The sequence below is a fragment of the Xanthomonas chitinilytica genome, assembly GCF_026107455.2.
GTDB classification, from domain to species: Bacteria; Pseudomonadota; Gammaproteobacteria; order Xanthomonadales; family Xanthomonadaceae; genus Stenotrophomonas; species Stenotrophomonas chitinilytica.
The window spans coordinates 299,761-325,268 of record NZ_JAPCHY010000003.1; the positions used below are offsets into that span (position 1 = coordinate 299,761).

Here is a 25,508-nt window from a genome sequence, read left to right on the forward strand (position 1 = left end):
AAGGAGCAGCGGTTATCGCTTCATGCCGTGCGTTCATTTCTGTCCGTCGGCGCCGAACGCCCACACTCGCCGCCTTGCCGGCCCGTGCCCGGCCTCGCTGCTACCCTCCCTCCGACGTGTCTCCGCCTGCACCCCGCTCGATGACCGTACCTGCCGCCTTGTCCCACCTCGACCGGCTGGAAGCCGAAAGCATCCACATCCTGCGCGAGGTGGCCGCCGCCTTCGACAACCCGGTGCTGCTGTACTCGGTGGGCAAGGACAGTTCGGTGCTGCTGCACCTGCTGCTCAAGGCCTTCTCGCCGGGCGTGCCGCCGATCCCGCTGCTGCACGTGGACACGCGCTGGAAGTTCCGCGAGATGATCGCCTTCCGCGACCGCCGCGTGGCCGAGACCGGCATCGAGCTGCGCGTGCACATCAATCCCGACGGCATCGCCGGCGACGTAGGCCCGTTCACCCACGGCGCCGGCGTGCATACCGACGTGATGAAGACCCAGGGCCTGAAGCAGGCGCTGGACAAGTGGAAGTTCGACGCGGCCATCGGTGGCGCGCGCCGCGACGAGGAGAAGTCGCGGGCCAAGGAGCGGGTGTTCTCGTTCCGCAACGACCGCCACCGCTGGGACCCGAAGAACCAGCGGCCGGAACTGTGGAACCTGTACAACGCCCGCGTGCATGCCGGCGAGAGCGTGCGCGTGTTCCCGCTGTCCAACTGGACCGAGCTGGACATCTGGCTCTATATCTACCGCGAGAAGATCCCGGTGGTGCCGCTGTACTTCGCCGCCGAGCGGCCGGTGGTCGAGCGCGACGGCAGCCTGATCCTGGTCGACGACGAGCGCCTGCCGCTGCGGCCCGGCGAACGGCCGCAGCTGCGCAGGGTGCGCTTCCGCACCCTGGGCTGCTACCCGTTGACCGGCGCGGTCGAGTCCGCGGCCGACACCCTGGAGAAGATCATCGCCGAGATGCTGGTCAGCACCAGCTCCGAGCGGCAGGGGCGCATCATCGACCACGACCAGTCGGCTTCGATGGAGAAGAAGAAGCTGGAGGGGTATTTCTGATGGGAAGCAGTATTCCGGAATTCGTGATCGGCGATTCGACAAGGCAGGGCCCGGCCGCCGGCGATGCCGCGGATCGGGCCCATGGATCCCCAGCCACCCATCACGGCGGCGACGAAATTGCCGCCTACCTGCGCCAACACGAATCCAAGCCGCTGTTGCGCTTCATCACCTGCGGCAGCGTCGACGACGGCAAGAGCACCCTGATCGGCCGCCTGCTGTACGACAGCAAGCGCCTGTTCGACGACCAGCTGGCGGCGCTGGAAAGCGACAGCCGCCGCCACGGCACCCAGGGCGAGCGCATCGACTACGCGCTGCTGCTGGACGGCCTGGCCGCCGAGCGCGAGCAGGGCATCACCATCGATGTGGCCTATCGCTACTTCGACACCGACCGCCGCAAGTTCATCGTCGCCGATTGCCCCGGGCACGAGCAGTACACCCGCAACATGGCCACCGGCGCCTCCACCGCCGACGTGGCGGTGGTGCTGGTGGACGCGCGCAAGGGCCTGCTGCGGCAGACCCGCCGCCACAGCTACATCGTCTCGCTGCTGGGCATCGGCCAGGTGGTGCTGGCGGTCAACAAGATGGACCTGGTCGGCTACGACCGGGCGGTGTTCGAGGGCATCGCCGACGACTACCGGCAGCTGGCCGCGCAGCTGGGCATCGCCCACGTGCAGTGCATCCCGCTGTCGGCGCTGGAAGGCGACAACCTGTCCTCGCCGTCCGCCAACACGCCGTGGTACGACGGCCCGGCCCTGCTCGAGCACCTGGAAACGGTGCAGGTGGCCGGCCACGACGCGGCCACCGGGCTGCGCCTGCCGGTGCAGTGGGTCAACCGTCCCCACCAGGATTTCCGCGGTTTCGCCGGCACCATCGCCGCCGGCCAGGTGCGCCCGGGCGATGCGGTGGTGGTGTTGCCCGGATCGCGGCGCTCCAGCGTGGCGCGGGTGCTGGGGCCGGACGGCGACCTCGCGCTGGCCGGCCCCGGCCAGGCGGTGACGCTGACCCTGGCCGACGAGATCGACGTCAGCCGCGGCGACGTCATCGCCGCCGCCGGCGACCCGCCGGAAGTGGCCGACCAGTTCGCCGCGCACGTGCTGTGGATGGACGAGGCCGCGCTGCTGCCGGGCCGGCCCTACCGGCTGCAGATCGGCGCGCGCAGCGTGGTGGCCAGCGTCAGCGAGATCAAGCACCGGGTCGACGTGAACACCCAGGAGCAGCTGGCGGCCAAGCGCCTGGAGCTCAACGAGGTCGGCTACTGCAACCTGTCGCTGGACGAGCCGATCCCGTTCGCCCCCTATGCGCAGAACCGCAGCCTGGGCGGTTTCATCCTGGTCGACCGCCAGAGCAACGCCACGGTCGCCGCCGGCACCCTGGACTTCGCCCTGCGCCGGGCCGGCAACGTGCACTGGCAGCAGCTGGACGTGGACCGCGCCGCGCGCGCGCGGATCAAGGGCCAGCAGCCCCGGGTGCTGTGGTTCACCGGCCTGTCCGGGGCCGGCAAGTCCACCATCGCCAACCTGGTGGAAAAGCGCCTGCATGCGCTCGGTTACCACACCTTCCTGCTGGACGGCGACAACGTCCGCCACGGCCTGAACCGCGACCTGGGCTTCACCGACGAGGACCGGGTGGAGAACATCCGCCGCGTGGCCGAGGTGGCGCGGCTGATGACCGATGCCGGGCTGATCGTGCTGGTCAGCTTCATCTCGCCGTTCCGCGCCGAGCGGCAGATGGCGCGCGAGCGGTTCGCCCAGGGCGAGTTCGTCGAGGTGTTCGTCGACGTGCCGCTGGCGGTGGCCGAGGCGCGCGACGTCAAGGGCCTGTACCGCAAGGCCCGCGCCGGGCAGATCCCCAACTTCACCGGCATCGACTCGCCCTACGAGGCGCCCGAATCCCCGGAGCTGCACCTGCTGGCCGATGGCGACAATGCCGAGGCGCTGGCGCGGCAGGTGCTGCGGGCGCTGGGGCACGGCTGAACGGCCGCCGCGGGGCTCCCACCAATGGCACATACGGCGGTCACGGGCGCCGGCTAGACTGCGGGATCGTCAATCTAGCGGGACTGTTCATGTTGGGACGTATTGCCGTGACCTTGACCAGTGGCGTGGCATTGGCGCTGGTGCTGGCCGCGTGTGGCAGGAGCGAAGGCGGTGCCGGTCCGCAGGGCGGCGCGGTGCCGGTGACCACCCAGGTGGTGCAGCCCTTGTCCTGGAGCGATACGTTGCAATCGCTGGGAACGGCCAAGGCGCGCGAGTCGGTGGCGGTCACCGCCAAGCTCAGCGAGATCGTCCAGCAGGTCCATTTCGAGAGCGGCCAGGAAGTGGCCGCCGGCGCGCCGCTGGTGACCCTGCGCGGCGACGCCCAGCAGGCGGCGCTGGCGCAGGCGCAGGCCACCTTCGCCGAGGCCGACCAGCTGTACCGGCGCCAGCGCGAGCTGGCCGCGCAGCAGCTGGTGGCCAGTTCCACCCTCGACACCCAGCGCGCGATCCGCGACGCGGCGCAGGCGCGGGTGCAGGAAATGCAGTCCGACATCGGCGACCGCCGCGTGCGCGCGCCGTTCGCCGGGGTGCTCGGCATCCGCCAGGTCAGTCCCGGCTCGCTGGTGACCCCGACCACCGTGATCGCCACGCTCGACGACATCTCCCGCATGTACGTCGATTTCCAGGTGCCCGAGTCCGAGCTGGCGTCGGTGGCGCTGGGCGACAAGGTCAGCGGCACCAGCGTGGCCTATCCCGGGCGCGACTTCGAGGGCGTGGTCAGCACCGTCGAGGCGCGCGTGGACACCGCCACCCGCGCGGTCACCGTGCGCGCCGACTTCGCCAATGCCGACCACGCGCTGCGCCCGGGCATGCTGCTGGAAGTGCGCATCTACCGGCCCGAGCGGCAGACGCTGGTGGTGCCGGAGATCGCGGTGGTGCAGGTCGGCCGCGATTCGTTCGTGTACCGGGTCAGGGACGACGAGACCGTCGAGCGCGCCGATGTGGTCACCGGTGCGCGCCGGGCCGGGGTGGTGGAGATCCGCCAGGGGATCGAGGCGGGCGACCGCATCGTGGTCGAAGGCACCGGCAAGCTGCGGCCGGGGCTGAAGATCGCCGCCGACGCGGGGACGCCGGCCGGCGCAGAGGCCGACGCAGAGGCTGACGCGGGATGAAACTCTCCGACATTTCCATCAAGCGGCCGGTGTTCGCGGTGGTGATGAGCCTGCTGCTCGTCGTGTTGGGCATCATGTCGTTCACCCGCCTGACCCTGCGCGAGCTGCCGGCGATCGATCCGCCCATCGTCTCGGTATCGGTGGACTACACCGGTGCCTCGGCGGCGGTCATCGAAAGCCGCGTCACCCAGGTGCTGGAAGACGCGCTGGCCGGCATCGAGGGCATCGACACCATCAACGCGCGCAGCACCAACGGCCGCGCCCAGGTCAGCATCGAGTTCACCGCCACCCGCGACATCGAGGCGGCGGCCAACGACGTCCGCGATGCGGTCAGCCGGGTCGCCGACCGCATGCCCGAAGAGGCGCGCCCGCCGGAGATCGCCAAGGTCGAGAGCGACGCCGATCCGATCATCTGGCTCAACATGAGCTCCACCACGATGGACACGCTGGAGCTCAGCGATTACGCCGACCGCTACGTGGTGGACCGCTTCTCCAGCCTGGATGGCGTGGCCCAGGTGCGCATCGGCGGCCGCCAGCGCTACGCGATGCGGATCTGGCTGGACCGCGACCAGCTGGCCGCGCGCGGGCTGACGGTGAACGATGTCGAGACCGCGCTGCGCAACGAGAACGTGGAGCTGCCGGCCGGCCGCATCGAGTCGGCCGACCGCGACTTCACCCTGCGCGTGGAGCGCAACTACATCAAGCCCGAGGACTTCGCCGGCATCCCGCTCGGCAAGGGCGCCGACGGCTACGTGGTGCGCATGGGCGACGTGGCGAAGATCGAGCTGGCCTCGGCCGAGCGCCGCGCCTACTACCGCAGCAACGGCGAGCCGAACATCGGCCTGGGCATCGTCAAGACCTCAACCGCCAACGCCCTGGACGTGGCCCGCGAGGCGCGCGAGGAAGCCGGGCGCATCGGGCAGACCCTGCCCGAGGGCACGCGCATCTTCGTCGCCTTCGACAACACCACCTTCATCGAAGCGGCGGTGGACCGCGTCTACGCCACCCTGGTGGAGGCGATGATCCTGGTGCTGCTGGTGATCTGGTTGTTCCTGGGCAGCTTCCGCGCCGCGCTGATCCCGGCGGTGACGGTGCCGGTATGCCTGGTGGCGGCGTTCATCGCGCTGTATGCGTTCGGGTTCTCGATCAACCTGCTGACCCTGCTGGCGCTGGTGCTGTGCATCGGCCTGGTGGTGGACGACGCCATCGTGGTGGTGGAGAACGTGCAGCGCCGCATCGACCTGGGCGAACCGCCGCTGGTGGCCTCCAAGCGCGGTACCGCGCAGGTGGCGTTCGCGGTGATCGCCACCACCGCGGTGCTGGTGGCGGTGTTCCTGCCGGTCGGCTTCCTGGAAGGCAACACCGGGCGCCTGTTTCGCGAACTGGCCGTCGCGCTGGCCGCGGCGGTGGCGCTGTCGGCGTTCGTGTCGCTGACGCTGACGCCGATGATGGCTTCCAAGCTGCTCAAGCCGCACTCGGGGCGGGCACCGCGCGGGCTGCACGGGGTGATCAACCGCAACCTCGAACGGCTGTCCACGGCCTATGGCCGGGTGCTGGACGCGCATGTCGGGCAGACCTGGATCTACATCGCGGTGATGCTGCTGTCGCTGCTGGCCAGCGCCGCGCTGCTGAAGGTATTGCCCTCGGAACTGGCCCCGGCCGAGGACCGTGGCTCGTTCCAGATCATGATCGACGGCCCCGAGGGCGCCGGGTTCGACTACACGGTCGGGCAGGTGCAGCAGGTGGAGAGCATCGTGGCCGGCTTCGTCGGCGAGGACAAGCCGATCGTGCGCGCCAACCCGCGCGTGCCCGGCGGCTGGGGGTCGAGCGAGGAAATGCATACCGGCCGCATCAGCGTGTTCCTGCAGCCGTGGCGCCAGCGGGATGTCGCCACCCGCGACGTCGCCGCCGATCTGCAGACGCACCTGGACGGCCTGCGCGGGGTACGCGTGCGCACCCAGGTCGGCGGCGGCCTGGTGCGCAGCGGCGGCCAGCCGTTCCAGATCGTGCTGGGCGGCCCGGAATACGAGGAGATCGCGCAGTGGCGCGACCGCCTGCTGGTGCGCATGGCCGACAACCCCGGCCTGGTGGGGCCGGATTCGGACTACAAGGAAACCCGGCCGCAGATGCGGGTCAACATCGACCGCCAGCGCGCCGCCGACCTGGGCGTGAGCGTGACCGAGATCGGGCGCGCGCTGGAAACCATGATGGGCTCGCGCCGCGTCACCACCTTCGTCGACAACGGCGAGGAGTACGACGTGATGGTGCAGGCCACGCGCGACGGCCGCGCCACGCCGAGCGACCTGGCGGCGATCCGGGTGCGCGGCAGCGGTGGCACGCTGATCCCGCTGTCGAACCTGGTGACGCTGAGCGAAGTGGCCGAAGCCGGTACCCTGAACCGCTTCAACCGGCTGCGCTCGATCACCATCAACGCCGGCCTGGCGCCGGGCTACCCGCTGGGCGAAGCCATCGCCTGGGTGGAGCAGGTCGCCAGCGAGGAGCTGCCGGAGTACGCGCAGATCGACTGGAAGGGCGAGTCGCGCGAGTACAAGAACGCCGGCGGCGCGGTGCTGCTGACCTTCGCGATGGCGCTGCTGGTGGTCTACCTGGTGCTGGCCGCGCAGTTCGAGAGCTTCATCCATCCGCTGGTGATCATGCTCACCGTGCCGCTGGCGGTGCTGGGCGCGCTGGTGGGGTTGTGGCTCACCGGCGGCACGCTGAACCTCTTCAGCCAGATCGGCATCGTGATGCTGGTGGGGCTGGCGGCCAAGAACGGCATCCTGATCGTGGAATTCGCCAACCAGCTGCGCGACCAGGGCCGCGACGTGCACCGGGCCATCGTCGAGTCGGCCATGGTGCGCCTGCGCCCGATCCTGATGACCTCGCTGGCCACGGTGTTCGGCGCGATCCCGCTGGTGGTGGCCGGCGGTCCGGGCTCGGCCAGCCGCGGCACCATCGGCGTGGTGGTGATCTTCGGCGTCTCGCTGTCCACCTTCCTGTCGCTGTTCGTGGTGCCGGCGTTCTATGCGCGGCTGGCGCCGTACACCAAGTCGCCCGAGTCGGTGGCCAACGAACTGGAACAGCTGGAGCGGGAAACCCCCTCGGTCGGCGGCCATGCCTGAGCCGTCGCCGCGGATCGAGGGCGACGGCTTCGCGCTGCGGCGCTGGCGCGCGGACGACCTGGATACGCTGGTGCTCCACGCCAACGACGAGGCGGTCTCGCAGGGGCTGCGCGACCGCTTCCCGTATCCCTATACCCGCGCCGACGGCGAGGCCTTCCTGTCCGGACGCATCCTGCCGCTGGACGGCCCGACCCTGGCGATCGAGGTCGAGGGCCGCGCCTGCGGCGGCATCGGCGCCAGCGCGGGCAGCGGCGAACGCGCGCACAGCGCCGAGCTGGGCTACTGGCTGGGCCGGGCGCTGTGGGGCCGCGGGATCATGACCCGGGTGGTCGCGGCATACGTCCCGTGGGCGCTGCGCACGCTGCGGCTGTACCGGCTGCAGGCCGAGGTGCTCGATTCCAACCCGGCCTCGGCCCGGGTGCTGCTGAAGAACGGTTTCGTCGAGGAAGGCACGGCCCGTCGCGCCGTGTTCAAGCGCGGCGTGCTGCACGATCTGCGCCGCTTCGCCCTGACCCGCGCGGCGCTGGACTGAGGCCGGCGCGGGAGGCCGGCCGGCGCGTTCATCGAAATTGCCACTACGCAGCCCGCTGCGGATCGTGGAGAATCGACGCGTCCTCCCGGCCGACGGGGACGTTCCCTTGTTTCCGCCGACTGGAGAGAGCGCGTGGAAGAAGTAATCAATTTCATCAACGACATCATCTGGAGCAACGCCCTCATCGTCATGTGCCTGGGCGCAGGCTTGTGGTTCACCCTGCGCACGCGCGTCATGCAGGTCCGCGGCTTCGCCGAGATGTGCCGGCTGACGGTCACCGGGCAGAAGTCCGAGGCCGGCGTGTCCTCGTTCCAGGCGCTGGCCATTTCCATGGCCGGGCGCATGGGCATCGGCAACATCGCCGGCGTCGCCACCGCCATCGCCTATGGCGGTCCCGGTGCGATCTTCTGGATGTGGGTGATGGGCTTCCTCGGCGCCTCGACCTCGTACGTCGAGTGCACCCTGGCGCAGGTCTACAAGACCAAGGACGCCGAGGGCCGCTACCGCGGAGGCCCGGCGTACTACATCGAGAAGGCCATGGGCCTGAAGTGGTACGCCACCGCCTTCGCCATCGCTACCATCGTCGCCACCGGCCTGCTGCTGCCGGGCGTGCAGGCCAACGCCATCGCCGACAGCGCCAGCAACGTGCTGTGCAGCGGCGCCGACGGCTGCGCCGCGGTCGGCGGGATGGGGGCGATGAAGCTGTGGATCGGCCTGGGCGTGGCGCTGCTGCTGGCGGCGATCATCTTCGGCGGCATCAAGCGCATCGCCACCTTCGCCGAGGTCGTGGTGCCGTTCATGGCGCTGGCCTTCATCCTGATGGCGGTGACGGTGATGGTGCTCAACGCCGACAAGGTGCCGCAGATGTTCTCCGACATCTTCTCCAGCGCCTTCGGCGCGCATGCCGCGTTCGGCGCGATCATCGGCCAGGCCATCGCCTGGGGCGTGAAGCGCGGCATCTACGCCAACGAGGCCGGCCAGGGCACCGGCCCGCACGCCGCCGCCGCCGCCGAGGTCTCGCACCCGGCCAAGCAGGGCTACGTGCAGGCCTTCGCCATCTACTTCGACACCATGCTGGTCTGCACTTCCACCGCGTTCCTGGTGCTGTCCACCGGCATGTACAACACGTTCCGGGTGGTCAAGGAGGGCGGCAAGGAAACGCTGGAGGCGGTGTTCACCGGCGTGCCGGGGGTGCAGCCTTCCGAGGGAGCGCAGTTCACCCAGGCCGCGGTGGAATCGGTGCTGCCGGGCTGGGGCGCCGGCTTCGTGGCGCTGGCGCTGTTCTTCTTCGCCTTCACCACGATCATGGCCTATTACTACATGGCCGAGACCAACCTGACCTACATCGCCGGAACCCGGCGTACCCACCCGCTGGCGACGCTGCTGCTGCGCCTGGGCATCATCGCGATGGTGGTCTTCGGCGCCTACCACAACGCCAAGGTGGCCTGGGCGCTGGGTGATATCGGCGTCGGCCTGATGGCCTGGCTCAACATCATCGCCATCCTGATCCTGCAGAAGCCGGCGATGGCCGCCCTGCGCGACTACGAACGACAGAAGAAGCTGGGCCTGGACCCGGTGTTCGATCCGGACGCGCTGGGCATCCGCAATGCGGACTTCTGGCGCGAGCGCCGGCAGAAGGCCCTCGCCGGTGAATGATCCCTGGAAATCCGCGCGGCGTCCGTCCGCGCGTCCGCCGCGCGCCACGGCGCCACCGGCGACCGCGGCCGGCGGCAACGTGGTGCGCGGCAACGACGAGCTGCGGCTGTACGGGGTTAACGCGGTGCTGGCGATGTTCGCCGCGCGGCCGCAGGCGCTGCGCAAGCTGTACCTGGCCGAGGCGCTGATCCCGCGGCTGCAGCCGCTGCTGAAATGGTGCGTGGCCAACCGCGTCGGCTACCGGGTGGTGGCCGAGGGCGACCTCAACAAGCTGGCCGCGACCACCCACCACGAAGGCGTGGTGGCCGACGTGCTGCGGGCCGAGCCGCTGCCGCTGGCGGCCTGGCTGGCGGCGTTGCCGGCCGGGCCGGCGCTGGCGCTGTGGCTGGATGGCGTGGGCAATCCGCACAACTTCGGCGCGATCCTGCGCTCGGCCGCGCATTTCGGCGTGGCCGGGATCCTGCTGCCGGCCGGTTCCGGCCTGGCGCTGTCCGGGGCCGCGGCACGCGTGGCCGAAGGCGGCGCCGAAGCGGTGCCGCTGGTGCGGCTGCCGGTCGCCGCGCAGGCGACGGCGCAGCTGCGCGATGCCGGTTTCAGCCTGGCCGCGACCCTGGTGGACGGCGGCGACGACCTGTTCGCGGCCGCATTGCCGCAGCGCCTGGTCTACGTGATGGGTGCCGAGGGCCAGGGCATGGACCGCGATTTCGCCGCTGCCTGCGACCTGCGCCTGTCGATTCCCGGCAGCGGCGCGGTGGAAAGCCTCAACGTCGCCTCGGCCACCGCCGTGTTCCTGGCCATCGGCGCCAGCCGGAGGCCGGTGGGGTGAATCGCGGCGGGCTGCGCGATCTCGGGCAGTGGCGGTCCGTGGCCGGGGCATGGCTGGCGCAGGAGCGGGAAGGCGCGCCGGCACCGTTGCCGCTGCGCGGGCAATGTCCGTTGTGCCGCGAGGACGTGGCGTTCGAGGGCGATCCTTCGGCCGGCAGCATCCGCGAAGGACTGCACTGCCGGAACTGCGGCGCCACCGCGCGGCAGCGTTCGGTGGCCGCGGTGCTGCTGCAGTCGCTGCCGGCGCCCGGGCAGGCGCGGGTCTACGCCACCGAACAGGCCAGCGGCTTCTATCGCCTGCTGCGCCGGCAGGTCGGTCGCCTGCATGGCGGCGAGTACGGGCTGGGCCTGGCCAGGCGGCTGCGGCTGCAGGCCTGGATGTGGCGCCACGGCCTGTACCAATGGTTGCGCCTGCGCGACGTGACCGCACTCGACTTCGACGATGCCTGCCTGGATGCGGTGGTCAGCCTCGACGTGCTCGAGCATGTTCCCGATACCGCCCGCGCGCTGCGCGAGATGGCGCGCGTGCTCCGCCCCGGCGGGGTGCTGGTGTTCTCGGTGCCGTTCTACCAGGACGCCGCGCACAGCACCCGGGTGGCGTGGTTCCAGGCCGACGGCCAGCTGGCTTTCGCGGGGGAGCCCGAATACCACGGCGATCCGGTCTCCGGCGGCGTGCTGTGCTTCCACCATTTCGGCTGGGACCTGCTGGCGGCGCTGCGCGAGGCCGGCTTCCGCGATGCCGAGGTGCTGCGCGTCCACGACCCGCGGGCCGGGCTGCCGCAGGGGCAGTGGGTGTTCCGCGCCACGCGCTGAGCGATTGCCGGCGCGGAAAGCACGAAGGCGCCCGCGGGCGCCTTCGCATTCGATGGTTCCGTTGCCCGCTTGAAGCGGCCAGCGGAACCGTGGCCGTGGTCCGCGCCTGCGCGGGGACGACGGCGGCTGTTGCCGCTCCTACTCCTGCGGGGGCGCGGTTTCCCTGGCCTCGCTGCCGAAGCCGCCTTCGGCCTCGGCGGCCAGGTAGGCGAACACGGTGTAGGCGGCCACGTTCTGCGCCAGCGCCTGCGGGTCGATCTTGTCCAGGGTGTCGTCGGCGGTGTGGTGCAGGTCGAAGTAGTCGCTGCCGTCCTGCGCCAGCCAGGCCCAGGCGCCGCCCTTGGCCGCCAGCGGGATGATGTCCGGGCCGGGGCCACCCTTGTCCGGCGCGTATTCGATGCCCAGCGGCTTGAGCGCCTCGGCGATCTGCGCGGTCGCCTCGCGCGAGCCGTCCGGGTTCGGCGAGCCGGTGTTGAAGGCGTAGATGCGGCCGGCGCCGAAGTCGCTCTCGGCGGCGAGCTGGTGCAGCGCGATCTCGCCGGCCGCCGCGCGTGCGTCGGCGTAGGCCTTGCCGCCGAGCAGCCCCTGTTCCTCGTTGGCGAAGGCGATCACGCGGATGGTGCGCTTGGGAGCCTGCTCGAGTTTGCCGATCAGATGGCCGGCGGCCATGGTGATGCCGATGCCGGCGGCATCGTCGACCGCGCCGGTGCCCAGGTCCCAGGAGTCCAGGTGGCCGCCGATCACCACCACTTCCCTGGGCAGGCTGCGCCCGGTGATCTCGCCGATCACGTTCTGCGAGGTGTACTCGCCGTCCCAGCCGCAATCCAGCGTCACCCGGATGCGGGTGGTGCCGCGCGCCGCCAGCCGTGCCAGCTGGTTGGCGTCGGGCACCGACAGCGCCGCCGCCGGTACCGGCGTCAGGCCCTCGTCGAAGCGGGTGATGCCGGTGTGCGGCACGCGATGCGAATCGGTGCCGGCCGAACGCATGACGAAGCCGATGGCGCCCTTGCGGATCGCTTCCGACGGCCCCTTGCTGCGCACCGCGCCGCCGATGCCGTAGTCCTTGCCGTCGCGCGAGGCGCTCATCTGGTAGTCGACGAAGGCGATCTTGCCGGCCAGCGAGCCTTCCGGCGCGGCCTGCAGCGCTTCCAGGTCGGCGAAGCGCACCACCTCGCCTTCGATCATGCCGCCGGGACTGCCGCCCAGCGCGGTGAGCGCCAGCGGCTGCGCATGCGCACCCAGCACCTCGGCGCGCTCGCTGCGCCGCTCCCATTTGGGGAAGGTCACCGGCTCGGTCCACACCTTGTCGAAACCCAGCGCCTGGAATTTGGCCTTGGCCCATTCCACCGCGCGCGCATCGGCCTCGCTGCCGGCCAGGCGTGGGCCGACTTCGGTGGTCAGCGATTCCACCACCTTCCAGCCGGTGTCGTCGGCCAGCGCCTGCTCGCGCAATTGCGCGGCGGTTGCCAGCGACTCGGGTGGCAGCGTGGTGGCGGCCGCCGCAGCGAAGGCCGGGGCCGCCAGCAGGGCGAGGGTGGAGGCGATGGCAAGGACGCGACGACGCATGGACTGCTCCGGCTTGAGTGCATGGAAGCGCCAGAGCTTAGCAGCGCGTGGCCGGCGCACATGGGCGGGAGGTCACGCTCGCCGCGAACGCTGTATCCCGCCACGATCCGCAAAGCGGAAAGCCCCGCCGGGCGGGGCTTTCGAGGGCGTGGCAGCGATGCCTAGCGTTTGAGGTTGTCGCGGATCTCGCGCAGCAGCAGCACTTCCTCGCTCGGCGCCGGCGGCGCTTCCGGCTCGGCTTCCTTCTTGCGGCTCAGCCGGTTGACCACCTTGACCAGCATGAAGATGGCGAAGGCGACGATCAGGAACTGGATGATGGTGTTGATGAAGTCGCCGTAGCCGATCACCACCGCCGGGATTTCGCTGCCGTCGGCGGCGATCTTGGCCGGCGCCAGCGTCCAGGCCAGGTCGGAGAAGTCGACATTGCCGATCAGCCAGCCGATCGGCGGCATGATCACCTTCTCCACCAGCGAGGTGACGATCTTGCCGAACGCCGCGCCGATGACGACACCGACCGCCAGGTCGATGACGTTGCCGCGCATCGCAAATTCCTTGAACTCGCTGATCATTCCCATGGGTTTCTCCTGATTGTCCGAAGCGGGGGCGAGGGCCGAAGCGTAACCCGGCCGGCGTCAGCCGGCGATCATGCCGTGGCGTTCGGCGACGTTCTCCAGCCGGGCGCTGAAGCGGTCGCCGGGCTGCAGGGCGGCGACCCCGGCCGGCGTGCCCATGAACACCAGGTCGCCGGCGCGCAGCGCGTACAGTTTCGAAAGCTCGTGCAGGATCTCCGGCACGTTCCAGATCATCTGGTCGAGCAGCGACTGCTGGCGGACCTCGCCGTTGACCTCCAGCGACAGGTTCAGCGCGGCCAGGTCGCCGACTTCCCCGGCCGGCACCAGTTCGCTGACCGGTGCGGAATGGTCGAAACCCTTGGCGATGTCCCACGGCCCGCCCTTGGCCTTGGCTGCGGCCTGCAGGTCGCGGCGGGTCAGGTCCAGGCCCACGCCATAGCCCAGCACCAGCGCTTCGGCCGCTTCCACCGGCAGCACGCCGGGCGGCGCATCGCGGCCGATGGCCACCACCAGCTCGACCTCGTGGTGCAGCTCGCGGGTACCGGGCGGGTAGGGGATCGGGTCGCCGTGGCCGACGACGATGGCGTCGGCGGGCTTCATGAAGAAGATCGGCTGGCCGCGCTCGGCGGTCGAGGCGGGTGCGGCGGCGCCCATCTCGCGGGCATGCTCGGCGAAATTGCGGCCCACGCAGTAGATGCGGCGCACCGGGAAGGTGCCGCCGCCGGCCACCGGGATACGGGGCTGCGCGGGTGCGGGAATCAGATCGGTCATGCTCGCGTCCTTGAACCAACGACGCGGCAGTCTAGCGGATCGGGTGCGTAGGCTTCAGCGCGACAGCGGCAGTACCGGCTTGCGGACGACACGGTACTCGGCATCGACCACGTTGCCTGCGGCGGCCGCCGCCGGACGCTTGCGCGAGGCCAGCAGCTTCCACGCCACGCCGACCAGGATCATCGCCGCGCCGACGAACACGCCGACGAACACCAGCACCGCGAGGATGGCCAGCCCCAGCAGGCCCATCGCAATGCGCACGAGCGGGTTGCGCGGCTTGCGCGGCTCGAACAGGTTGCGGAAAGCGCCAAACTGGAAATGACGGGTATACATCGACGGTTCTTTGACTGCTGGCAATGAGGCGCCAGTATCGTGGCTGTGCCGTGACAGAGAGTGAAATTACCGTTAATTTTCAGCCTTTACCCTTTTCATTCAATTGCTTGCGTGCGTGCTGTCCTGGTGTTGCGGGCGGCCATGCGACAATGCCCCGGGTTTTCCGATGTCCACAGACGCCATGACCACCGCCGTTTCCCCGTCTTCCGAGCTGGTCCCGTTCGACGACATTCCGCCACAGGGATTCCTCGCCGCCGAGGCGGTGCTGGCCGGGGATGCCGAATCGCTGATCCTGTACCGCGACGGCGACCAGGTCCGGGCCTGGCTCAACGTCTGTCCGCACGCCGGCCGCCGCCTGGACTGGGCGCCGGGGCAGTTCCTCAAGAGCAGGGAAGGGCATCTGGTCTGCGCCGCGCATGGGGCGTCGTTCGATACCGGCAGCGGCGAATGCGTGGCCGGCCCCTGCCGCGGCGACACGCTGCGCGCGGTGGCGGTACGGGTGCAGGACGGCATGGTCCATCTGGCCGAATAGGCGCCGCACCGGCCGTTCGGCGGCAAAAGCCGGTGTGGCCGCCTGGCACAAGGTCGGGTCCGCCGCCGCGCCAGCCGCGCGTCGCGCAGCGTTCGGAACTGGCGGTGAAGCTGCGGACCTTGGGACCGGCGAAGTGGGGCAGGGGGACCGGCGCAGGTACACGATCCGGGCGGACATGGCCTCCCCGCGCGGGAAAGGCCGGCGATGCCGGGCTCAGAACATCAGGTTGATCATCGCCACCACCACCACGGTGTAGATCAGCGCCAGCGGGCCGCCGACGCGCCACAGCACGCGCGGCTGGTAGTTGGCCGGGCCGGTGATCATCGAGATGACCGGGTTGGAGGCGGACATCAGGTTGTTGGACGCCGACAGCGCCACGATCAGCGCGAAGGCGGTGGGGTTGCCGCCGGCCGCCAGCGCCAGGCTCACCGCGATGGGCACCATCACGATGGTCGCGCCGACGTGGCTGATCACCAGCGAGAACGCGGTGGTGAGCAGCGCCAGCGCCAGTTCCAGGGTCCAGACCGGGATGCCGGTGGGCAGGCGGTCGATGGTATGGCCGGCGATCCAGGCCGCCGCGCCGCTGGAATCCATCGCCCAGCCCAGCGGGATCAGCCCGGCCATCATGAACACCGTCTTCCAGTTGATCGAGGCATAGGCCTCGTCCATGCGCAGCACGCCGGTCAGCAGCATGCCGGCCACCCCGGTCATCAGCGTCAGCGCCACCGGCAGCTTGGAGGTCAGCGCGATCAGGATGGTGATCGCGAAGATGGTCATGGCGATCTTGAACTTGTGCGGGCGCTGTTCGCCCTTCGGGTAGTCGGTGACGACCACGAAATCGCGGCTTTCCGAGGCCTGCGCCAGGTCCTGCCAGATGCTGTGGAACACCAGCATGTCGCCGGCGCGCAGCGCGATGTTGCGCACGTCCTCGCGGATCACCTGCTTGTCGCGGTTGATCGCCAGCAGGCTGATGCCGCGCTGCTTGCGCAGCCGCAGCTCGCCGGCGCTCTTGCCGATGAAGCGCGAGGTCGGCGGCACCACCGCCTCGGAGATGCCGGCGCGGCTGGGGTTGAACAGGTCGCCCAGGGTGCGCAGGCGCGAGGACAGGCGCAGGAAGTGGTTCTGTGCGAAGTCCGCCACCTGCTGCCGCGAGCCCATCGCGCCGATCACGCTGCCGACCCAGATGCGCATGTCCGCCGGCGGCGCCAGGCGGGTGTCGTTGCCGGTCTTGAGCGCCAGCAGCAGCGGCGCGTCGTGCATGTTCTCGGCCTCGCCCAGGGTCATGCCGACCAGCGGGCTTTCCGCGGTCACCACCAGCTCGAACACGTCGCCGTCGATGCCGTAGGTCCGCGCGAAGTAGCTCTCGGTGCGCGACGGGGTGACGCCGTCGCCGGCCTGCGCCTGCTCCTCCTCTTCCCGCAGCATGCGGTCGCCGCGGAAGCGGAAGTACAGCAGCGAGGCGACCAGCAGCGCCACGCCGATCGGCAGCGGCGCGAACATGCGCAGCGGCTCGATGGTGGCCATGCCCGAGGGCAGGTTGTTGTTGGCCGAGGCCAGCAGGTCGTTGAGCAGGATCAGCGGCGAATTGCCGACCATGGTCAGCGCGCCGCCCATGACGATGGCCGCGGCGATCGGCAGCAGCAGCCGCTGCAGGTTCAGCCCGGTGCGCGCGGCCAGCCGCGAGGCGACCGGCAGGTACAGCGCCATCACCGACGGGTTCTGCATGAAGGACGAGTTCAGGCCGGCGATGGCCGTGGTCATCATCAGCAGCCGCTGTTCCATGCCGTGGGAACGGCGCAGCAGCCACGAGGCGAGCCGGTTGAGGGCGCCGGTGCGGTCCAGCCCGGCGCCGAGGATGGTGGTGGCGATGATGCTCATCACCGCGTTGCCGGAGAAACCGCCGAAGATCTCCTCCGGCGCGATCAGCCCGGTGATGCCCAGCACCACCAGCACCACCAGCGCCACCACGTCGGCTCGGATGCGCTCGAACAGGAACATCGCCATCGTGAAGCCGACCAGCCCGAGGACGAGCTTCATGTCGTTGGTCAGCGTCAGCGCGGTTTCCATGGGGTGGCGCGGTTCCTGTCGGCGTCTGCGCGGTCAGTTGCGGTCGTAGAGCAGGTCCCAGACGCCGTGGCCGAGCTTCTGGCCGCGGGTCTCGAAATGGGTCTGCGGGCGCCAGACCGGGCGCTCGACGTGGCCGCGCGGACCGGCGCGGTTGACCAGCCCCGGCGTGGCGTCGAGCACGTCCCACATCTGCTCGGCATAGTCGTGCCAGTCGGTGGCCGCATGCAAGCGGCCGCCGCTGCGCAGCTTGCGCACCAGCAGCGCGGCGAACGCCGGCTGGATCAGGCGGCGCTTGTTGTGGCGCTTCTTGTGCCACGGGTCGGGGAAGTAGATGCGGATCTCGTCCAGCGCGCCGTCGGCGATCTCCTTCTCCAGCACTTCCACCGCATCGTGGTGGTACAGGCGCACGTGGTCGGCGCCGTCCTCGGCCAGTGCGTTGAGCAGGCGGCCCACGCCCGGGGCGTGGACCTCGATGCCGATGTAGTCGCGGCTGGGGTCCTGGCGGGCGGCGAAACGCAGCGCGGCGCCGTTGCCGAAGCCGATCTCCAGCACCTTGGGCGCAGCACGGCCGAAAGTGGCGTCCAGATCGCGCGGCTGGCCGCTGAAATCCAGCCCGAAGCGCGGCCAGCGCTCGTCGAACGCGCGCTGCTGGGCCGGGGTGAAGCGGCCCTGGCGCAGCACGAAACTGCGCACCTCGCGGCGGCCCTCGGTGACCGTGAACGGCTTGGGTGGCGCCTTGGAGCCGGCGCTGGAAAACGGATCCGTCATCAGCCGACCAACCCGTCCACCGGCGAGGAGGCGCTGGCGTAGCGCTTGCGCGGGATGCGCCCGGCCAGGAACGCCTCGCGCCCGGCCTCGACCGCCTTGCGCATGGCGCCGGCCATCAGCACCGGGTTGCGGGCGCCGGCGATGGCGGTGTTCATCAGCACGCCGTCGCAGCCCAGCTCCATCGCGATGGCCGCATCGGAGGCGGTGCCGACGCCGGCATCGACGATGATCGGCACCTTGGCGTTCTCGATGATCTCGATTAGGTTGTACTTGTTCTGGATGCCCAGGCCCGAGCCGATCGGCGCGGCCAGCGGCATCACCGCGGCGCAGCCGATTTCCTCCAGGCGCTTGGCCAGGATCGGATCGTCGGAGGTGTAGACCATGACCTCGAAACCGTCGGCGACCAGCTGTTCGGCGGCCTTGATGGTCTGGATCACGTCCGGGTACAGGGTTTTCTGGTCGCCCAGCACTTCCAGCTTGGTCAGGTTGTGGCCGTCGAGCAGTTCGCGCGCCAGCCGGCAGGTGCGCACCGCGTCCTCGGCGGTGTAGCAGCCGGCGGTGTTGGGCAGGATGGCGTAACGGTCCGGCGGCAGCACGTCGAGCAGGTTGGGTTCGCCCGGGTTCTGGCCGATGTTGGTGCGGCGGATGGCGACGGTGACGATCTGGGCGCCGGCGGCCTCGGTGGCCAGCCGGGTTTCTTCCAGGTCCTTGAACTTGCCGGTTCCGGTCAACAGCCGTGACGCGTAGGTCTTGCCGGCGATGACCAGCGGATCGGTGGGGGCGTGTGCATTCATCGCCGAATTATCGCCCATCGCGCCGCCGGTTGCCGACGCGGTGCGGCGTTGCGACCGGAACGCGCTGCCTTGCCGCATCCTGCCGCGCCGGGGCCGGGTCAGCCGCCACCCAGCGCGTGCACGATCTCGACCACGTCGCCGGCGCCGAGCACGCGGCCGGCATGCTGGCCGCGCGGCACGATCTCGCCGTTGACCTCGACGGCGACCCGGCGCCCGGCCAGGCCCTCGCTGTCGAGCAGGGCGGTCACGGTGATGTCGTCCGGCAGTTGGCGGAGTTCGCCATTGAGCTTGATGTCCATGCCGTCATTCTCGCATCGGTACGCGGAAAAGGCCGCTCCATGCGGCAGCGCAGCGTGAATGGCGGCCGGTGCGGTGAAACCATTGCACCGTGCGGCGGCGTACGCTGCCGGCCGTCTTTCCCATCCGATCATTGCAGGAGCTTTACGATGCCCTCTTCCCGGTTCCGTCCGATCCGCTCGGCGATCGCGCTGGCCATTGCCCTGGCCGCCACCCCGGCGCTGGCGCAGTCGCCCTACTCGAAGACCGTGTTCTTCGGCGACAGCCTGACCGACTCCGGCCACTTTCGGCCGGTACTGATGCAGCTGGATCCGAGCGCCGCGATCGTCGGCCGCTTCACCACCAACCCGGGCTGGGTATGGTCCGAATACGTGGCCGACCACTACGGCACCAATGCCGTCTCCAACGGCAACGGCCAGGGCGGCGACAACTACGCCGTCGGTGGCGCCCGGGTGGGCGTGGACGAGGTCGGTCCGCTCGGCCTGACCCCGTCGCTGAAGACCCAGGCCAGCGCCTACCTGGCCGCCAACGGCGGCAAGGCCGATGCGAACGCGCTGTACTCGGTCTGGGGCGGCGCCAACGACCTGTTCCAGATACAGGCCAATCCTTCGCAGGCCCAGGCCATCATCGGCGCGGCGGTGACCGACCAGGTCGGCATCGTCGGTGCCCTGAGCGGCGCCGGCGCCCAGTACATCGTGGTACCCACCATCCCGGACATCGGCCTGACCCCGGCCTCCCGCGCCGGTGGCGCGGTGGCGATGGCGCAGGGCACGGCGCTGGCCAAGGCCTACAACGACGCCCTGTTCGGCGGCCTGAAGCAGGCCGGGCTGAAGGTCATCCCGGTGGATACCTTCACCATCCTGCAGGAAATCGTCGCCGATCCCGGCACCTACGGTTTCAGCAACGTCACCGGCACCGCCTGCCAGCCGCAGATCACCGCACAGTCGCTGACCTGCAACCCGACCACCTATGTCAGCCCGGATGCGGCCAACAGCTACGTGTTCGCCGATGGCGTGCACCCGACCACCGCGGCGCACCAGATCCTGGGTCAGTACGCGCTCTCGATCCTGGAAGCGCCGCGCCTGCAGCAGGTGCTCACGCATTCGGCGCAGACCACCGGACGCGCCCGCGCCGACCAGGTCAGCGGCCACCTGGCCGGACCGCAGGAAGACGGCACGACCTGGTGGGGCAACGTGCGCGGCGACATGCAGCGCTACGACCACGCCGACCTGTACGACGGCCTGGCGCCGGCCGGGCTGTTCGGCCTGGACTGGGCCCGCGGCGGCATGGTGCTGGGTGGCTTCGCCGGCTACGGCCGGATGGACGCCGACTTCGGCAACAGCGGCGGCGAATTCAAGCATTCGGACACCACCCTGGGCCTGTTCGCCGGCTGGTATGGCGACCATGCCTGGGTCAACGGCCAGGCCAGCTACAGCTGGCTGGACTACGACGTGCACCGCCAGGTCAACCTGGGGCCGGCCAAGCGCATCCACCGCGGTTCGCCGGACGGCAGCAACCTGACCGTCGCGCTCAATGCCGGTTACGAGTTCGGTGCCGAGGGCGGCCTGCGCCATGGCCCGGTGGCGGGGGTGATCTGGCAGAAGGTCAAGCTCGACGGCTATGTCGAGAGCGACCCCAGCGCCACCGCACTGGGTTACGACGACCAGGACGCGGATTCGACCGTCGGCCGCATCGGCTGGCAGCTGCGCCTCGACGGCGGCCGTGTGCAGCCGTATGCGCAGGTGACCTACGACCACGAGTTCGAGGATCGCAGCCAGGCCAGCGCCTGGTTGCAGAGCATGCCGGACGTGGGCAGCTATACCGTCCCGGGGCTGGAGTTCGACCGCGACTATGCCACCGTGGTGCTGGGCGCCCGGCTGTCGCTGCGCGGCCTGAACAGCAACATCGGCATCAGCACCACCACGATGCAGAAGGGCGCGCGCGACGCCACCCTGTTCGCCAGCTTCAGCGGCAGTTTCTGAGCCGAGGGCGGTCCGGCCAGGGCCGGGTCGCCTTGACGGGAAGCCTGTCCCGGGCTTCCCGTTCCCGCGGGCACGCCGGGCTTCCGCCCGGCGTGCTCGTTGCACTTTGGCCCGCGACCCGAATAGACTTCACTGCGCCGCGCGGGCGTAGCTCAATGGTAGAGCTGTAGCTTCCCAAGCTACTGACGAGGGTTCGATTCCCTTCGCCCGCTCCATATCGCAGCGTCTGCGCATTCGCGCCAGCGCTTCCGCGGTTTGCCGCGCAGCCGTGGCCCTGCTTCCACCTGCCCGGATCTGCGCGCCTGCCGGCACGCGCTCGCTGCTTGCGGGCGTTGTCGCCAGTCGGATCATCGACGCTGGCGAATACGGCCAGACCCTCATCTGTACCTGGCAGGCCGGAAGAAGCGCCCGTCAGGGGTCGCGCATTCGCATGGCCGCTGCCCGGCGCTCGGCGGAACGACGCGCAGACGTCATCGCCTTGTATCTGGCGCAGGCTATGCTTCGCGCTTTCCTGCCCCCTGCGCGCCGCGATGAAGCTTGCCATCCTTTCCCGCAACAGCAAGCTGTATTCGACCCGGCGCCTGGTCGAGGCCGGGCGCGAGCGCGGCCATACGGTGCGGGTGCTCGATCCGCTGCGCTGCTACATGCGCATCGCCGCCGACGGTTTCAGCATGAATTACAAGGGGCGGCCGATCACCGGCTACGACGCGGTGATCCCGCGCATCGGCGCCTCGGTGACCCGCTACGGGACCGCGGTGCTGCGCCAGTTCGAGATGATGGGCACGCGTACACCCAATCCTTCCGACGCGATCCTGCGCGCGCGCGACAAGCTGCGCGCGCACCAGATCCTGGCGGCCAAGGGCATCGACATGCCGGTGACGGTATTTGGCGACAACCCGGACGACACCGGCGACCTGTTGTCGATGCTGGGGCCGGCGCCGCACGTGGTGAAGTTGAACGAAGGCACGCAAGGGCGGGGAGTGATCCTGACCGAGAAGGCCAGCGCATCCCGCGGCATCGTGGAGGCGTTGCGCGGGCTGTACGCCAATTTCCTGGTACAGGAGTTCATCGGCGAGGCGGAAGGCGCCGACCTGCGTTGCCTGGTGGTGGGCGACCAGGTGGTGGCGAGCATGCGTCGACAGGCGCCGGAGGGCGACTTCCGTTCCAACCTGCACGCCGGTGGCAGGGCGGAGCCGGCGGTGGCCACCCGCGCCGAGCAGCAGGTCGCGGTACGCTCGGCCAAGGCGCTGGGGCTGGGTGTGGCCGGCGTGGACCTGATCCGTGCCCGGCGTGGGCCGCTGGTGCTGGAAGTCAATTCCACGCCTGGGCTGGAAGGGGTGGAGGCGGTCTGCCGGATCGATGTCGCCGGACGCATCATCGACTACCTGGGTTCCATGAAAAACCGTTGATTATCAATTGTTTGAGTCTGTGCGAGCGGGTTTCCCGGTTTTCTTCCCTTCTCTTAACAAGTGTTTAATCGGTCTGTCGGTAGTCTCCACCAGACCGCAGCTCTGCCCTCCTCAGCAGGAACGGTAATCGGGATACATCATTTCGGCCCAGGCGCTTACCTGCCTGGGCCTTGTTTTTTGTTCCGATACCTTCGCCTTGTTGCATATGACCGGGCGGGCTACATTGGCCTTTGAATTCTCAAGGAGAGACCGTCGTATGCACCGCAAGGCCATTCTTTTTGCATTGCTTGCTGTTTCCAGTACTGCCGTGGCGAGTAAGGGGACGCAGGAACTTGATGCAAAGGTTCCATTTGGCGAGCAGCGCCAGCGGATCGAAGTGGCGCTCGCCGATGGCAAAACCTACAGCGAGATCAGCCGGGAGGATCGCAGCAAAGTCGGGGCGGCACTGGCGCGCATGGCCGAGAAGCTGGGTGATGATGGCATTGCAGCGAACCTGGGAGAGGCCGACAAGGTCCAGGTATTCAACGATCAGGAACTCATCAATACCCTGCTCACCAAGGCGCGTGAAGACAGTCGCCTGATTTGCCGTCGTGAGCGCCCGATTGGCAGCAATCGTCCGCAAAATCTATGCATGACCGTGGCGCAGCGGCGCGAGGCGCGGGAGAACGCCACCAATGTCTTCCGTGAGCAGCGCAGGAGCGATGTGCCCAACGCCACACGGTGAAACTGCCAAGCTAGCCACGGTGTGTGGAGTTAATGACATGGTCCGATGGTTGGCTTGATAAAAATTGAGGTCAAAGTGCGCATTCTCGTAATCGAAGACAACAGCGACATCGCGGCCAACCTCGGGGACTACCTCGAGGATCGCGGCCATACCGTGGATTTCGCCGCCGACGGGGTCACCGGATTGCATCTTGCGGTGGTGCACGAGTTCGATGCCATCGTGCTGGATCTCAACCTTCCGGGCATGGACGGTATCGAGGTCTGCCGCAAGCTGCGCAACGAGGCGCGCAAGCAGACGCCGGTGCTGATGCTGACCGCGCGTGATTCGCTGGACAACAAGCTGGCCGGCTTCGATTCCGGCGCCGATGACTATCTGATCAAGCCGTTCGCACTGCAGGAAGTGGAAGTGCGGCTGAACGCCCTTGCCCGTCGCGGCAAGGGCGTGCATACGCGGGTGCTGGAAACCGGCGACCTGGAATACAACCTCGATACGCTGGAGGTCCGTCGCCAGGGTAAGCTGCTGCAGCTCAATCCCACCGCGCTGAAGATCCTGCAGGCGTTGATGGAAGCCTCGCCGGCGGTGGTGACGCGGCAGGAACTGGAAACCCGCGTCTGGGGCGAGGAGCTGCCTGACTCGGACTCCCTGCGCGTGCACATCCACGGCTTGCGTGCGGTGGTGGACAAGCCGTTCGACGTGCCCATGATCCAGACCCGCCATGGCATCGGTTACCGCATCGCCGCACCCGATGCCTGAAGACGCGTTGCCCAAGGGGGTGCGCCGGCGGGGACGCTACCGGCGCAGGCTGCGCAGCCGCATCATCGTCTCGTTCGTGCTGCTGGGCTTCTGCCTGACAGCGCTGTTCGCGTTCGCCACCAACTGGGCGCGTGCGCGAGTGGAGAACCAACTCGTCGAAGACGTGATGAACCGCAACATCGACGAGTTCGCGCGGCGCTTCTATACCGATCCTTCGCGCAACCCGGACCTGCCGGTGCAGCAGATGTTCGGGCGCGTGGTGAAGAGCGACAAATTCGAGAGCCTGCGCAGCGAGGAGCCGGACTGGTACGACCTGTCCGACGGCATCCATACCATCACCGGCCGCGACGAACAGGGCAACCCCTTCTCCTACAAGCTGGCGGTGCGCAAGACCGCCAACGAATGGTTCTTCCTCGCTTACGACATGACCCAGACGCTGCGCGGCGAGAGCCAGCTCAAGCGCACGCTGTACCTTTCGGTGTTGGTGTTCAGCGGACTGTCGTTGCTGATCGGCTGGTGGTCGGCTTCGCGGGTGATGCGTCCGGTATCCGATCTTGCCGCGCGCCTGCGGGCCTATCGCGGCGGCACCAGCAACCCCGAGCCGCTGGCCCAGCGGTTCCCCGACGACGAGGTCGGGCAGCTGGCCGAAGCGCTGGACGATTATTCGGCGCGCCTGACCCAGGTGGTGCAGCGCGACCGCGAGTTCAACGCGGATGTCAGCCACGAACTGCGTACGCCGTTGGCGGTGATCCGTGGCGCCACCGAGTTGTTGCTGGCTCGGCCCGGGCTGGACGAGAAGGTGCTGCAGCGCCTGCAACGCATCCAGCGTGCCGAACAGCAATGCAGTGACCTGATCGGTTCGCTGCTGCTGCTGTCGCGCAACGAACGCGGGCATGGCACCAGCAATGTCGCCCGGGTTGCCGAGCAGTTGCTGGATGCCCACCGCGCCCAGCTTGGCGGCAAGCCGCTGGAGCTGGTGCTGGAGGGCGAGCGCGGACTGGTGATCGATGCGCCGGAAGCGGCGCTGTCGGTGGCGCTCGGCAACCTGATCGGCAACGCGGTGAAGTATTCGCAGGAAGGCCAGGTGCTGGTCCGGGTACTGGACAACGCCGTCGAGGTGATCGATACCGGCCCCGGCCTCAGCGAGGAGGACGCGGCCAGCCTGTTCCAGCGTGGCTACCGTGGTACCCATGCGGGGCATTCGCAGGGCGGCGGCATCGGATTGTCGATCGTCAGCCGCCTGTGTGCGTTGTATGGCTGGCAGGTGAGCGTGCGCCCGGGGAGTTCGTGCGGCGTGGTGGCCACATTGACGTTCCAGCCTTCGCCGATTGAGCAAGCGACCAAGGCCTGACCGGTGCCCGGTGTGTTCCCGGCGGCCCGCAGCGCGATACGCCTCAGACTCCGGCCATTGACCGATGTAGGAGCGACGTAAGTCGCGACCAATGAATTGGCCGACCGCGCTTCCGCTATCAGAAGGCCTGTCTCCGGCAAGCCCAGGCTTTCTCCCGGACAAGGAGAATGCATGTGCCCGGGCGGTTGGATCGCCGGAGTGGCGCACGCGTTGTATTCCGTCTTGGAAGACTCATTTGAAGAACCGGCGACTGATAGTCGTTCCTGCGCCGTGTTGCGGCTGGAACTGGGCATGTCATCGATTCCGGCAATGCCCCGGCGGTATTGCGAGAGGGGAGTGCGCATAGCGGGAGCCTTATCCCGGCACGAGCTTCCATGCCGCCCGATCAAGGGCATCCGCGGCTGGAAGCCGCTCCCGCCAAGGGGTCATTGCGGCTCCCACCAC

General features: G+C 69.1%; 22 protein-coding genes and 1 tRNA gene. 15 read left to right on the plus strand and 8 right to left on the minus strand.

Annotation, left to right across the window (positions count from 1 at the left end):
* Positions 1 to 140: 140 nt before the first annotated feature.
* The 8 genes from cysD to OK345_RS05320 all read left to right on the plus strand — a co-directional run bounded on the left by cysD (position 141) and on the right by OK345_RS05320 (position 11,145).
* Complete coding sequence (gene cysD, locus OK345_RS05285; RefSeq protein WP_265126880.1) at positions 141 to 1,052, plus strand: sulfate adenylyltransferase subunit CysD; 912 nt, start codon at positions 141 to 143, stop codon at positions 1,050 to 1,052.
* Positions 1,052 to 3,025: a sulfate adenylyltransferase subunit CysN gene (cysN, locus tag OK345_RS05290; protein WP_265126881.1), complete on the plus strand. Its 1,974-nt coding sequence runs from the start codon at positions 1,052 to 1,054 to the stop codon at positions 3,023 to 3,025. Before cysD ends, cysN begins: the two co-directional genes overlap by 1 nt.
* A gap of 89 nt (positions 3,026 to 3,114) precedes the next feature.
* Positions 3,115 to 4,197 (plus strand): efflux RND transporter periplasmic adaptor subunit, encoded by a 1,083-nt coding sequence (locus OK345_RS05295; protein WP_265126882.1) that lies wholly within the window; start codon positions 3,115 to 3,117, stop codon positions 4,195 to 4,197.
* Positions 4,194 to 7,319, plus strand: coding sequence for an efflux RND transporter permease subunit (locus tag OK345_RS05300; RefSeq protein WP_265126883.1), 3,126 nt, complete (start codon positions 4,194 to 4,196; stop codon positions 7,317 to 7,319). The genes OK345_RS05295 and OK345_RS05300 overlap by 4 nt, the downstream gene beginning before the upstream one ends.
* Positions 7,312 to 7,851 (plus strand): GNAT family N-acetyltransferase, encoded by a 540-nt coding sequence (locus tag OK345_RS05305; protein ID WP_265126884.1) that lies wholly within the window; start codon positions 7,312 to 7,314, stop codon positions 7,849 to 7,851. The genes OK345_RS05300 and OK345_RS05305 overlap by 8 nt, the downstream gene beginning before the upstream one ends.
* 189 nt (positions 7,852 to 8,040) lie before the next feature.
* Positions 8,041 to 9,507 (plus strand): alanine/glycine:cation symporter family protein, encoded by a 1,467-nt coding sequence (locus OK345_RS05310; protein WP_425510952.1) that lies wholly within the window; start codon positions 8,041 to 8,043, stop codon positions 9,505 to 9,507.
* On the plus strand, positions 9,500 to 10,333 hold the full coding sequence (locus tag OK345_RS05315; RefSeq protein WP_265126886.1) for a TrmH family RNA methyltransferase: 834 nt from the start codon (positions 9,500 to 9,502) through the stop codon (positions 10,331 to 10,333). The genes OK345_RS05310 and OK345_RS05315 overlap by 8 nt, the downstream gene beginning before the upstream one ends.
* Positions 10,330 to 11,145, plus strand: a complete 816-nt coding sequence (locus OK345_RS05320; RefSeq protein WP_306332086.1) for a class I SAM-dependent methyltransferase — start codon at positions 10,330 to 10,332, stop codon at positions 11,143 to 11,145. The genes OK345_RS05315 and OK345_RS05320 overlap by 4 nt, the downstream gene beginning before the upstream one ends.
* A gap of 138 nt (positions 11,146 to 11,283) precedes the next feature.
* Here OK345_RS05320 and OK345_RS05325 read toward each other — a convergent pair whose 3' ends face one another.
* The 4 genes from OK345_RS05325 to OK345_RS05340 form a co-directional block, all read right to left on the minus strand.
* On the minus strand, positions 11,284 to 12,711 hold the full coding sequence (locus OK345_RS05325; protein ID WP_265126887.1) for a M28 family peptidase: 1,428 nt from the start codon (positions 12,709 to 12,711) through the stop codon (positions 11,284 to 11,286).
* Between the two features lie 161 nt (positions 12,712 to 12,872).
* Positions 12,873 to 13,286, minus strand: a complete 414-nt coding sequence (mscL, locus tag OK345_RS05330) for a large-conductance mechanosensitive channel protein MscL (RefSeq protein ID WP_265126888.1) — start codon at positions 13,284 to 13,286, stop codon at positions 12,873 to 12,875.
* A 57-nt stretch (positions 13,287 to 13,343) separates the two neighbouring features.
* On the minus strand, positions 13,344 to 14,054 hold the full coding sequence (locus tag OK345_RS05335; RefSeq protein ID WP_265126889.1) for a fumarylacetoacetate hydrolase family protein: 711 nt from the start codon (positions 14,052 to 14,054) through the stop codon (positions 13,344 to 13,346).
* A gap of 54 nt (positions 14,055 to 14,108) precedes the next feature.
* The gene (locus tag OK345_RS05340; protein ID WP_265126890.1) at positions 14,109 to 14,387 is read right to left on the minus strand and encodes a hypothetical protein; all 279 of its coding nucleotides are present in this window, start codon (positions 14,385 to 14,387) and stop codon (positions 14,109 to 14,111) included.
* 166 nt (positions 14,388 to 14,553) lie between these two features.
* Here OK345_RS05340 and OK345_RS05345 point away from each other — a divergent pair, with 166 nt between their 5' ends.
* Positions 14,554 to 14,919, plus strand: coding sequence for a Rieske (2Fe-2S) protein (locus tag OK345_RS05345; RefSeq protein WP_265126891.1), 366 nt, complete (start codon positions 14,554 to 14,556; stop codon positions 14,917 to 14,919).
* 213 nt (positions 14,920 to 15,132) lie between these two features.
* On the opposite strand, the gene OK345_RS05350 is transcribed toward OK345_RS05345, so the two are convergent.
* The 4 genes from OK345_RS05350 to thiS all read right to left on the minus strand — a co-directional run bounded on the left by OK345_RS05350 (position 15,133) and on the right by thiS (position 18,847).
* Positions 15,133 to 16,986: an SLC13 family permease gene (locus OK345_RS05350; RefSeq protein ID WP_265126892.1), complete on the minus strand. Its 1,854-nt coding sequence runs from the start codon at positions 16,984 to 16,986 to the stop codon at positions 15,133 to 15,135.
* 33 nt (positions 16,987 to 17,019) lie between these two features.
* Positions 17,020 to 17,754, minus strand: coding sequence for a tRNA (guanosine(46)-N7)-methyltransferase TrmB (gene trmB / locus OK345_RS05355; RefSeq protein WP_265126893.1), 735 nt, complete (start codon positions 17,752 to 17,754; stop codon positions 17,020 to 17,022).
* Positions 17,754 to 18,548: a thiazole synthase gene (locus OK345_RS05360; protein WP_265126894.1), complete on the minus strand. Its 795-nt coding sequence runs from the start codon at positions 18,546 to 18,548 to the stop codon at positions 17,754 to 17,756. The genes trmB and OK345_RS05360 overlap by 1 nt, the downstream gene beginning before the upstream one ends.
* Before the next feature lie 98 nt (positions 18,549 to 18,646).
* Positions 18,647 to 18,847 (minus strand): sulfur carrier protein ThiS, encoded by a 201-nt coding sequence (thiS, locus tag OK345_RS05365; RefSeq protein WP_265126895.1) that lies wholly within the window; start codon positions 18,845 to 18,847, stop codon positions 18,647 to 18,649.
* 147 nt (positions 18,848 to 18,994) lie between these two features.
* Here thiS and OK345_RS05370 point away from each other — a divergent pair, with 147 nt between their 5' ends.
* The 6 genes from OK345_RS05370 (at position 18,995) to OK345_RS05395 (ending at position 25,064) form a co-directional block, all read left to right on the plus strand.
* Positions 18,995 to 20,827: an autotransporter domain-containing protein gene (locus OK345_RS05370; protein ID WP_265154949.1), complete on the plus strand. Its 1,833-nt coding sequence runs from the start codon at positions 18,995 to 18,997 to the stop codon at positions 20,825 to 20,827.
* Between the two features lie 141 nt (positions 20,828 to 20,968).
* Positions 20,969 to 21,042: transfer RNA gene (locus tag OK345_RS05375), tRNA-Gly, on the plus strand.
* Positions 21,043 to 21,357: 315 nt separating this feature from the next.
* Positions 21,358 to 22,236 carry a 30S ribosomal protein S6--L-glutamate ligase gene (gene rimK / locus OK345_RS05380; RefSeq protein WP_265126896.1) on the plus strand — a complete coding sequence of 293 codons (879 nt, stop codon included), beginning with the start codon at positions 21,358 to 21,360 and terminating at the stop codon, positions 22,234 to 22,236.
* A 256-nt stretch (positions 22,237 to 22,492) separates the two neighbouring features.
* Positions 22,493 to 22,960: a hypothetical protein gene (locus OK345_RS05385; protein WP_265126897.1), complete on the plus strand. Its 468-nt coding sequence runs from the start codon at positions 22,493 to 22,495 to the stop codon at positions 22,958 to 22,960.
* 75 nt (positions 22,961 to 23,035) lie between these two features.
* Entirely contained in the window at positions 23,036 to 23,713 is a 678-nt protein-coding gene (locus tag OK345_RS05390; protein WP_265126898.1) for a response regulator transcription factor, read from the plus strand.
* Complete coding sequence (locus OK345_RS05395; protein WP_265126899.1) at positions 23,706 to 25,064, plus strand: sensor histidine kinase; 1,359 nt, start codon at positions 23,706 to 23,708, stop codon at positions 25,062 to 25,064. Before OK345_RS05390 ends, OK345_RS05395 begins: the two co-directional genes overlap by 8 nt.
* The last annotated feature ends 444 nt before the right edge of the window (positions 25,065 to 25,508 follow it).

Excerpts from the sequence above, each read along its gene's own strand:
- cysD (WP_265126880.1), top strand. The coding sequence starts at position 141 with ATGACCGTACCTGCCGCCTTGTCCCACCTCGACCGGCTGGAAGCCGAA.
- cysN (WP_265126881.1), top strand. The coding sequence starts at position 1,052 with ATGGGAAGCAGTATTCCGGAATTCGTGATCGGCGATTCGACAAGGCAG.
- OK345_RS05295 (WP_265126882.1), top strand. The coding sequence starts at position 3,115 with ATGTTGGGACGTATTGCCGTGACCTTGACCAGTGGCGTGGCATTGGCG.
- OK345_RS05300 (WP_265126883.1), top strand. The coding sequence starts at position 4,194 with ATGAAACTCTCCGACATTTCCATCAAGCGGCCGGTGTTCGCGGTGGTG.
- OK345_RS05305 (WP_265126884.1), top strand. The coding sequence starts at position 7,312 with ATGCCTGAGCCGTCGCCGCGGATCGAGGGCGACGGCTTCGCGCTGCGG.
- OK345_RS05310 (WP_425510952.1), top strand. The coding sequence starts at position 8,041 with ATGTGCCTGGGCGCAGGCTTGTGGTTCACCCTGCGCACGCGCGTCATG.
- OK345_RS05325 (WP_265126887.1), bottom strand. The coding sequence starts at position 12,711 with ATGCGTCGTCGCGTCCTTGCCATCGCCTCCACCCTCGCCCTGCTGGCG.
- mscL (WP_265126888.1), bottom strand. The coding sequence starts at position 13,286 with ATGGGAATGATCAGCGAGTTCAAGGAATTTGCGATGCGCGGCAACGTC.
- OK345_RS05335 (WP_265126889.1), bottom strand. The coding sequence starts at position 14,054 with ATGACCGATCTGATTCCCGCACCCGCGCAGCCCCGTATCCCGGTGGCC.
- OK345_RS05340 (WP_265126890.1), bottom strand. The coding sequence starts at position 14,387 with ATGTATACCCGTCATTTCCAGTTTGGCGCTTTCCGCAACCTGTTCGAG.
- OK345_RS05345 (WP_265126891.1), top strand. The coding sequence starts at position 14,554 with ATGTCCACAGACGCCATGACCACCGCCGTTTCCCCGTCTTCCGAGCTG.
- OK345_RS05350 (WP_265126892.1), bottom strand. The coding sequence starts at position 16,986 with ATGGAAACCGCGCTGACGCTGACCAACGACATGAAGCTCGTCCTCGGG.
- trmB (WP_265126893.1), bottom strand. The coding sequence starts at position 17,754 with ATGACGGATCCGTTTTCCAGCGCCGGCTCCAAGGCGCCACCCAAGCCG.
- OK345_RS05360 (WP_265126894.1), bottom strand. The coding sequence starts at position 18,548 with ATGAATGCACACGCCCCCACCGATCCGCTGGTCATCGCCGGCAAGACC.
- thiS (WP_265126895.1), bottom strand. The coding sequence starts at position 18,847 with ATGGACATCAAGCTCAATGGCGAACTCCGCCAACTGCCGGACGACATC.
- OK345_RS05370 (WP_265154949.1), top strand. The coding sequence starts at position 18,995 with ATGCCCTCTTCCCGGTTCCGTCCGATCCGCTCGGCGATCGCGCTGGCC.
- rimK (WP_265126896.1), top strand. The coding sequence starts at position 21,358 with ATGAAGCTTGCCATCCTTTCCCGCAACAGCAAGCTGTATTCGACCCGG.
- OK345_RS05385 (WP_265126897.1), top strand. The coding sequence starts at position 22,493 with ATGCACCGCAAGGCCATTCTTTTTGCATTGCTTGCTGTTTCCAGTACT.
- OK345_RS05395 (WP_265126899.1), top strand. The coding sequence starts at position 23,706 with ATGCCTGAAGACGCGTTGCCCAAGGGGGTGCGCCGGCGGGGACGCTAC.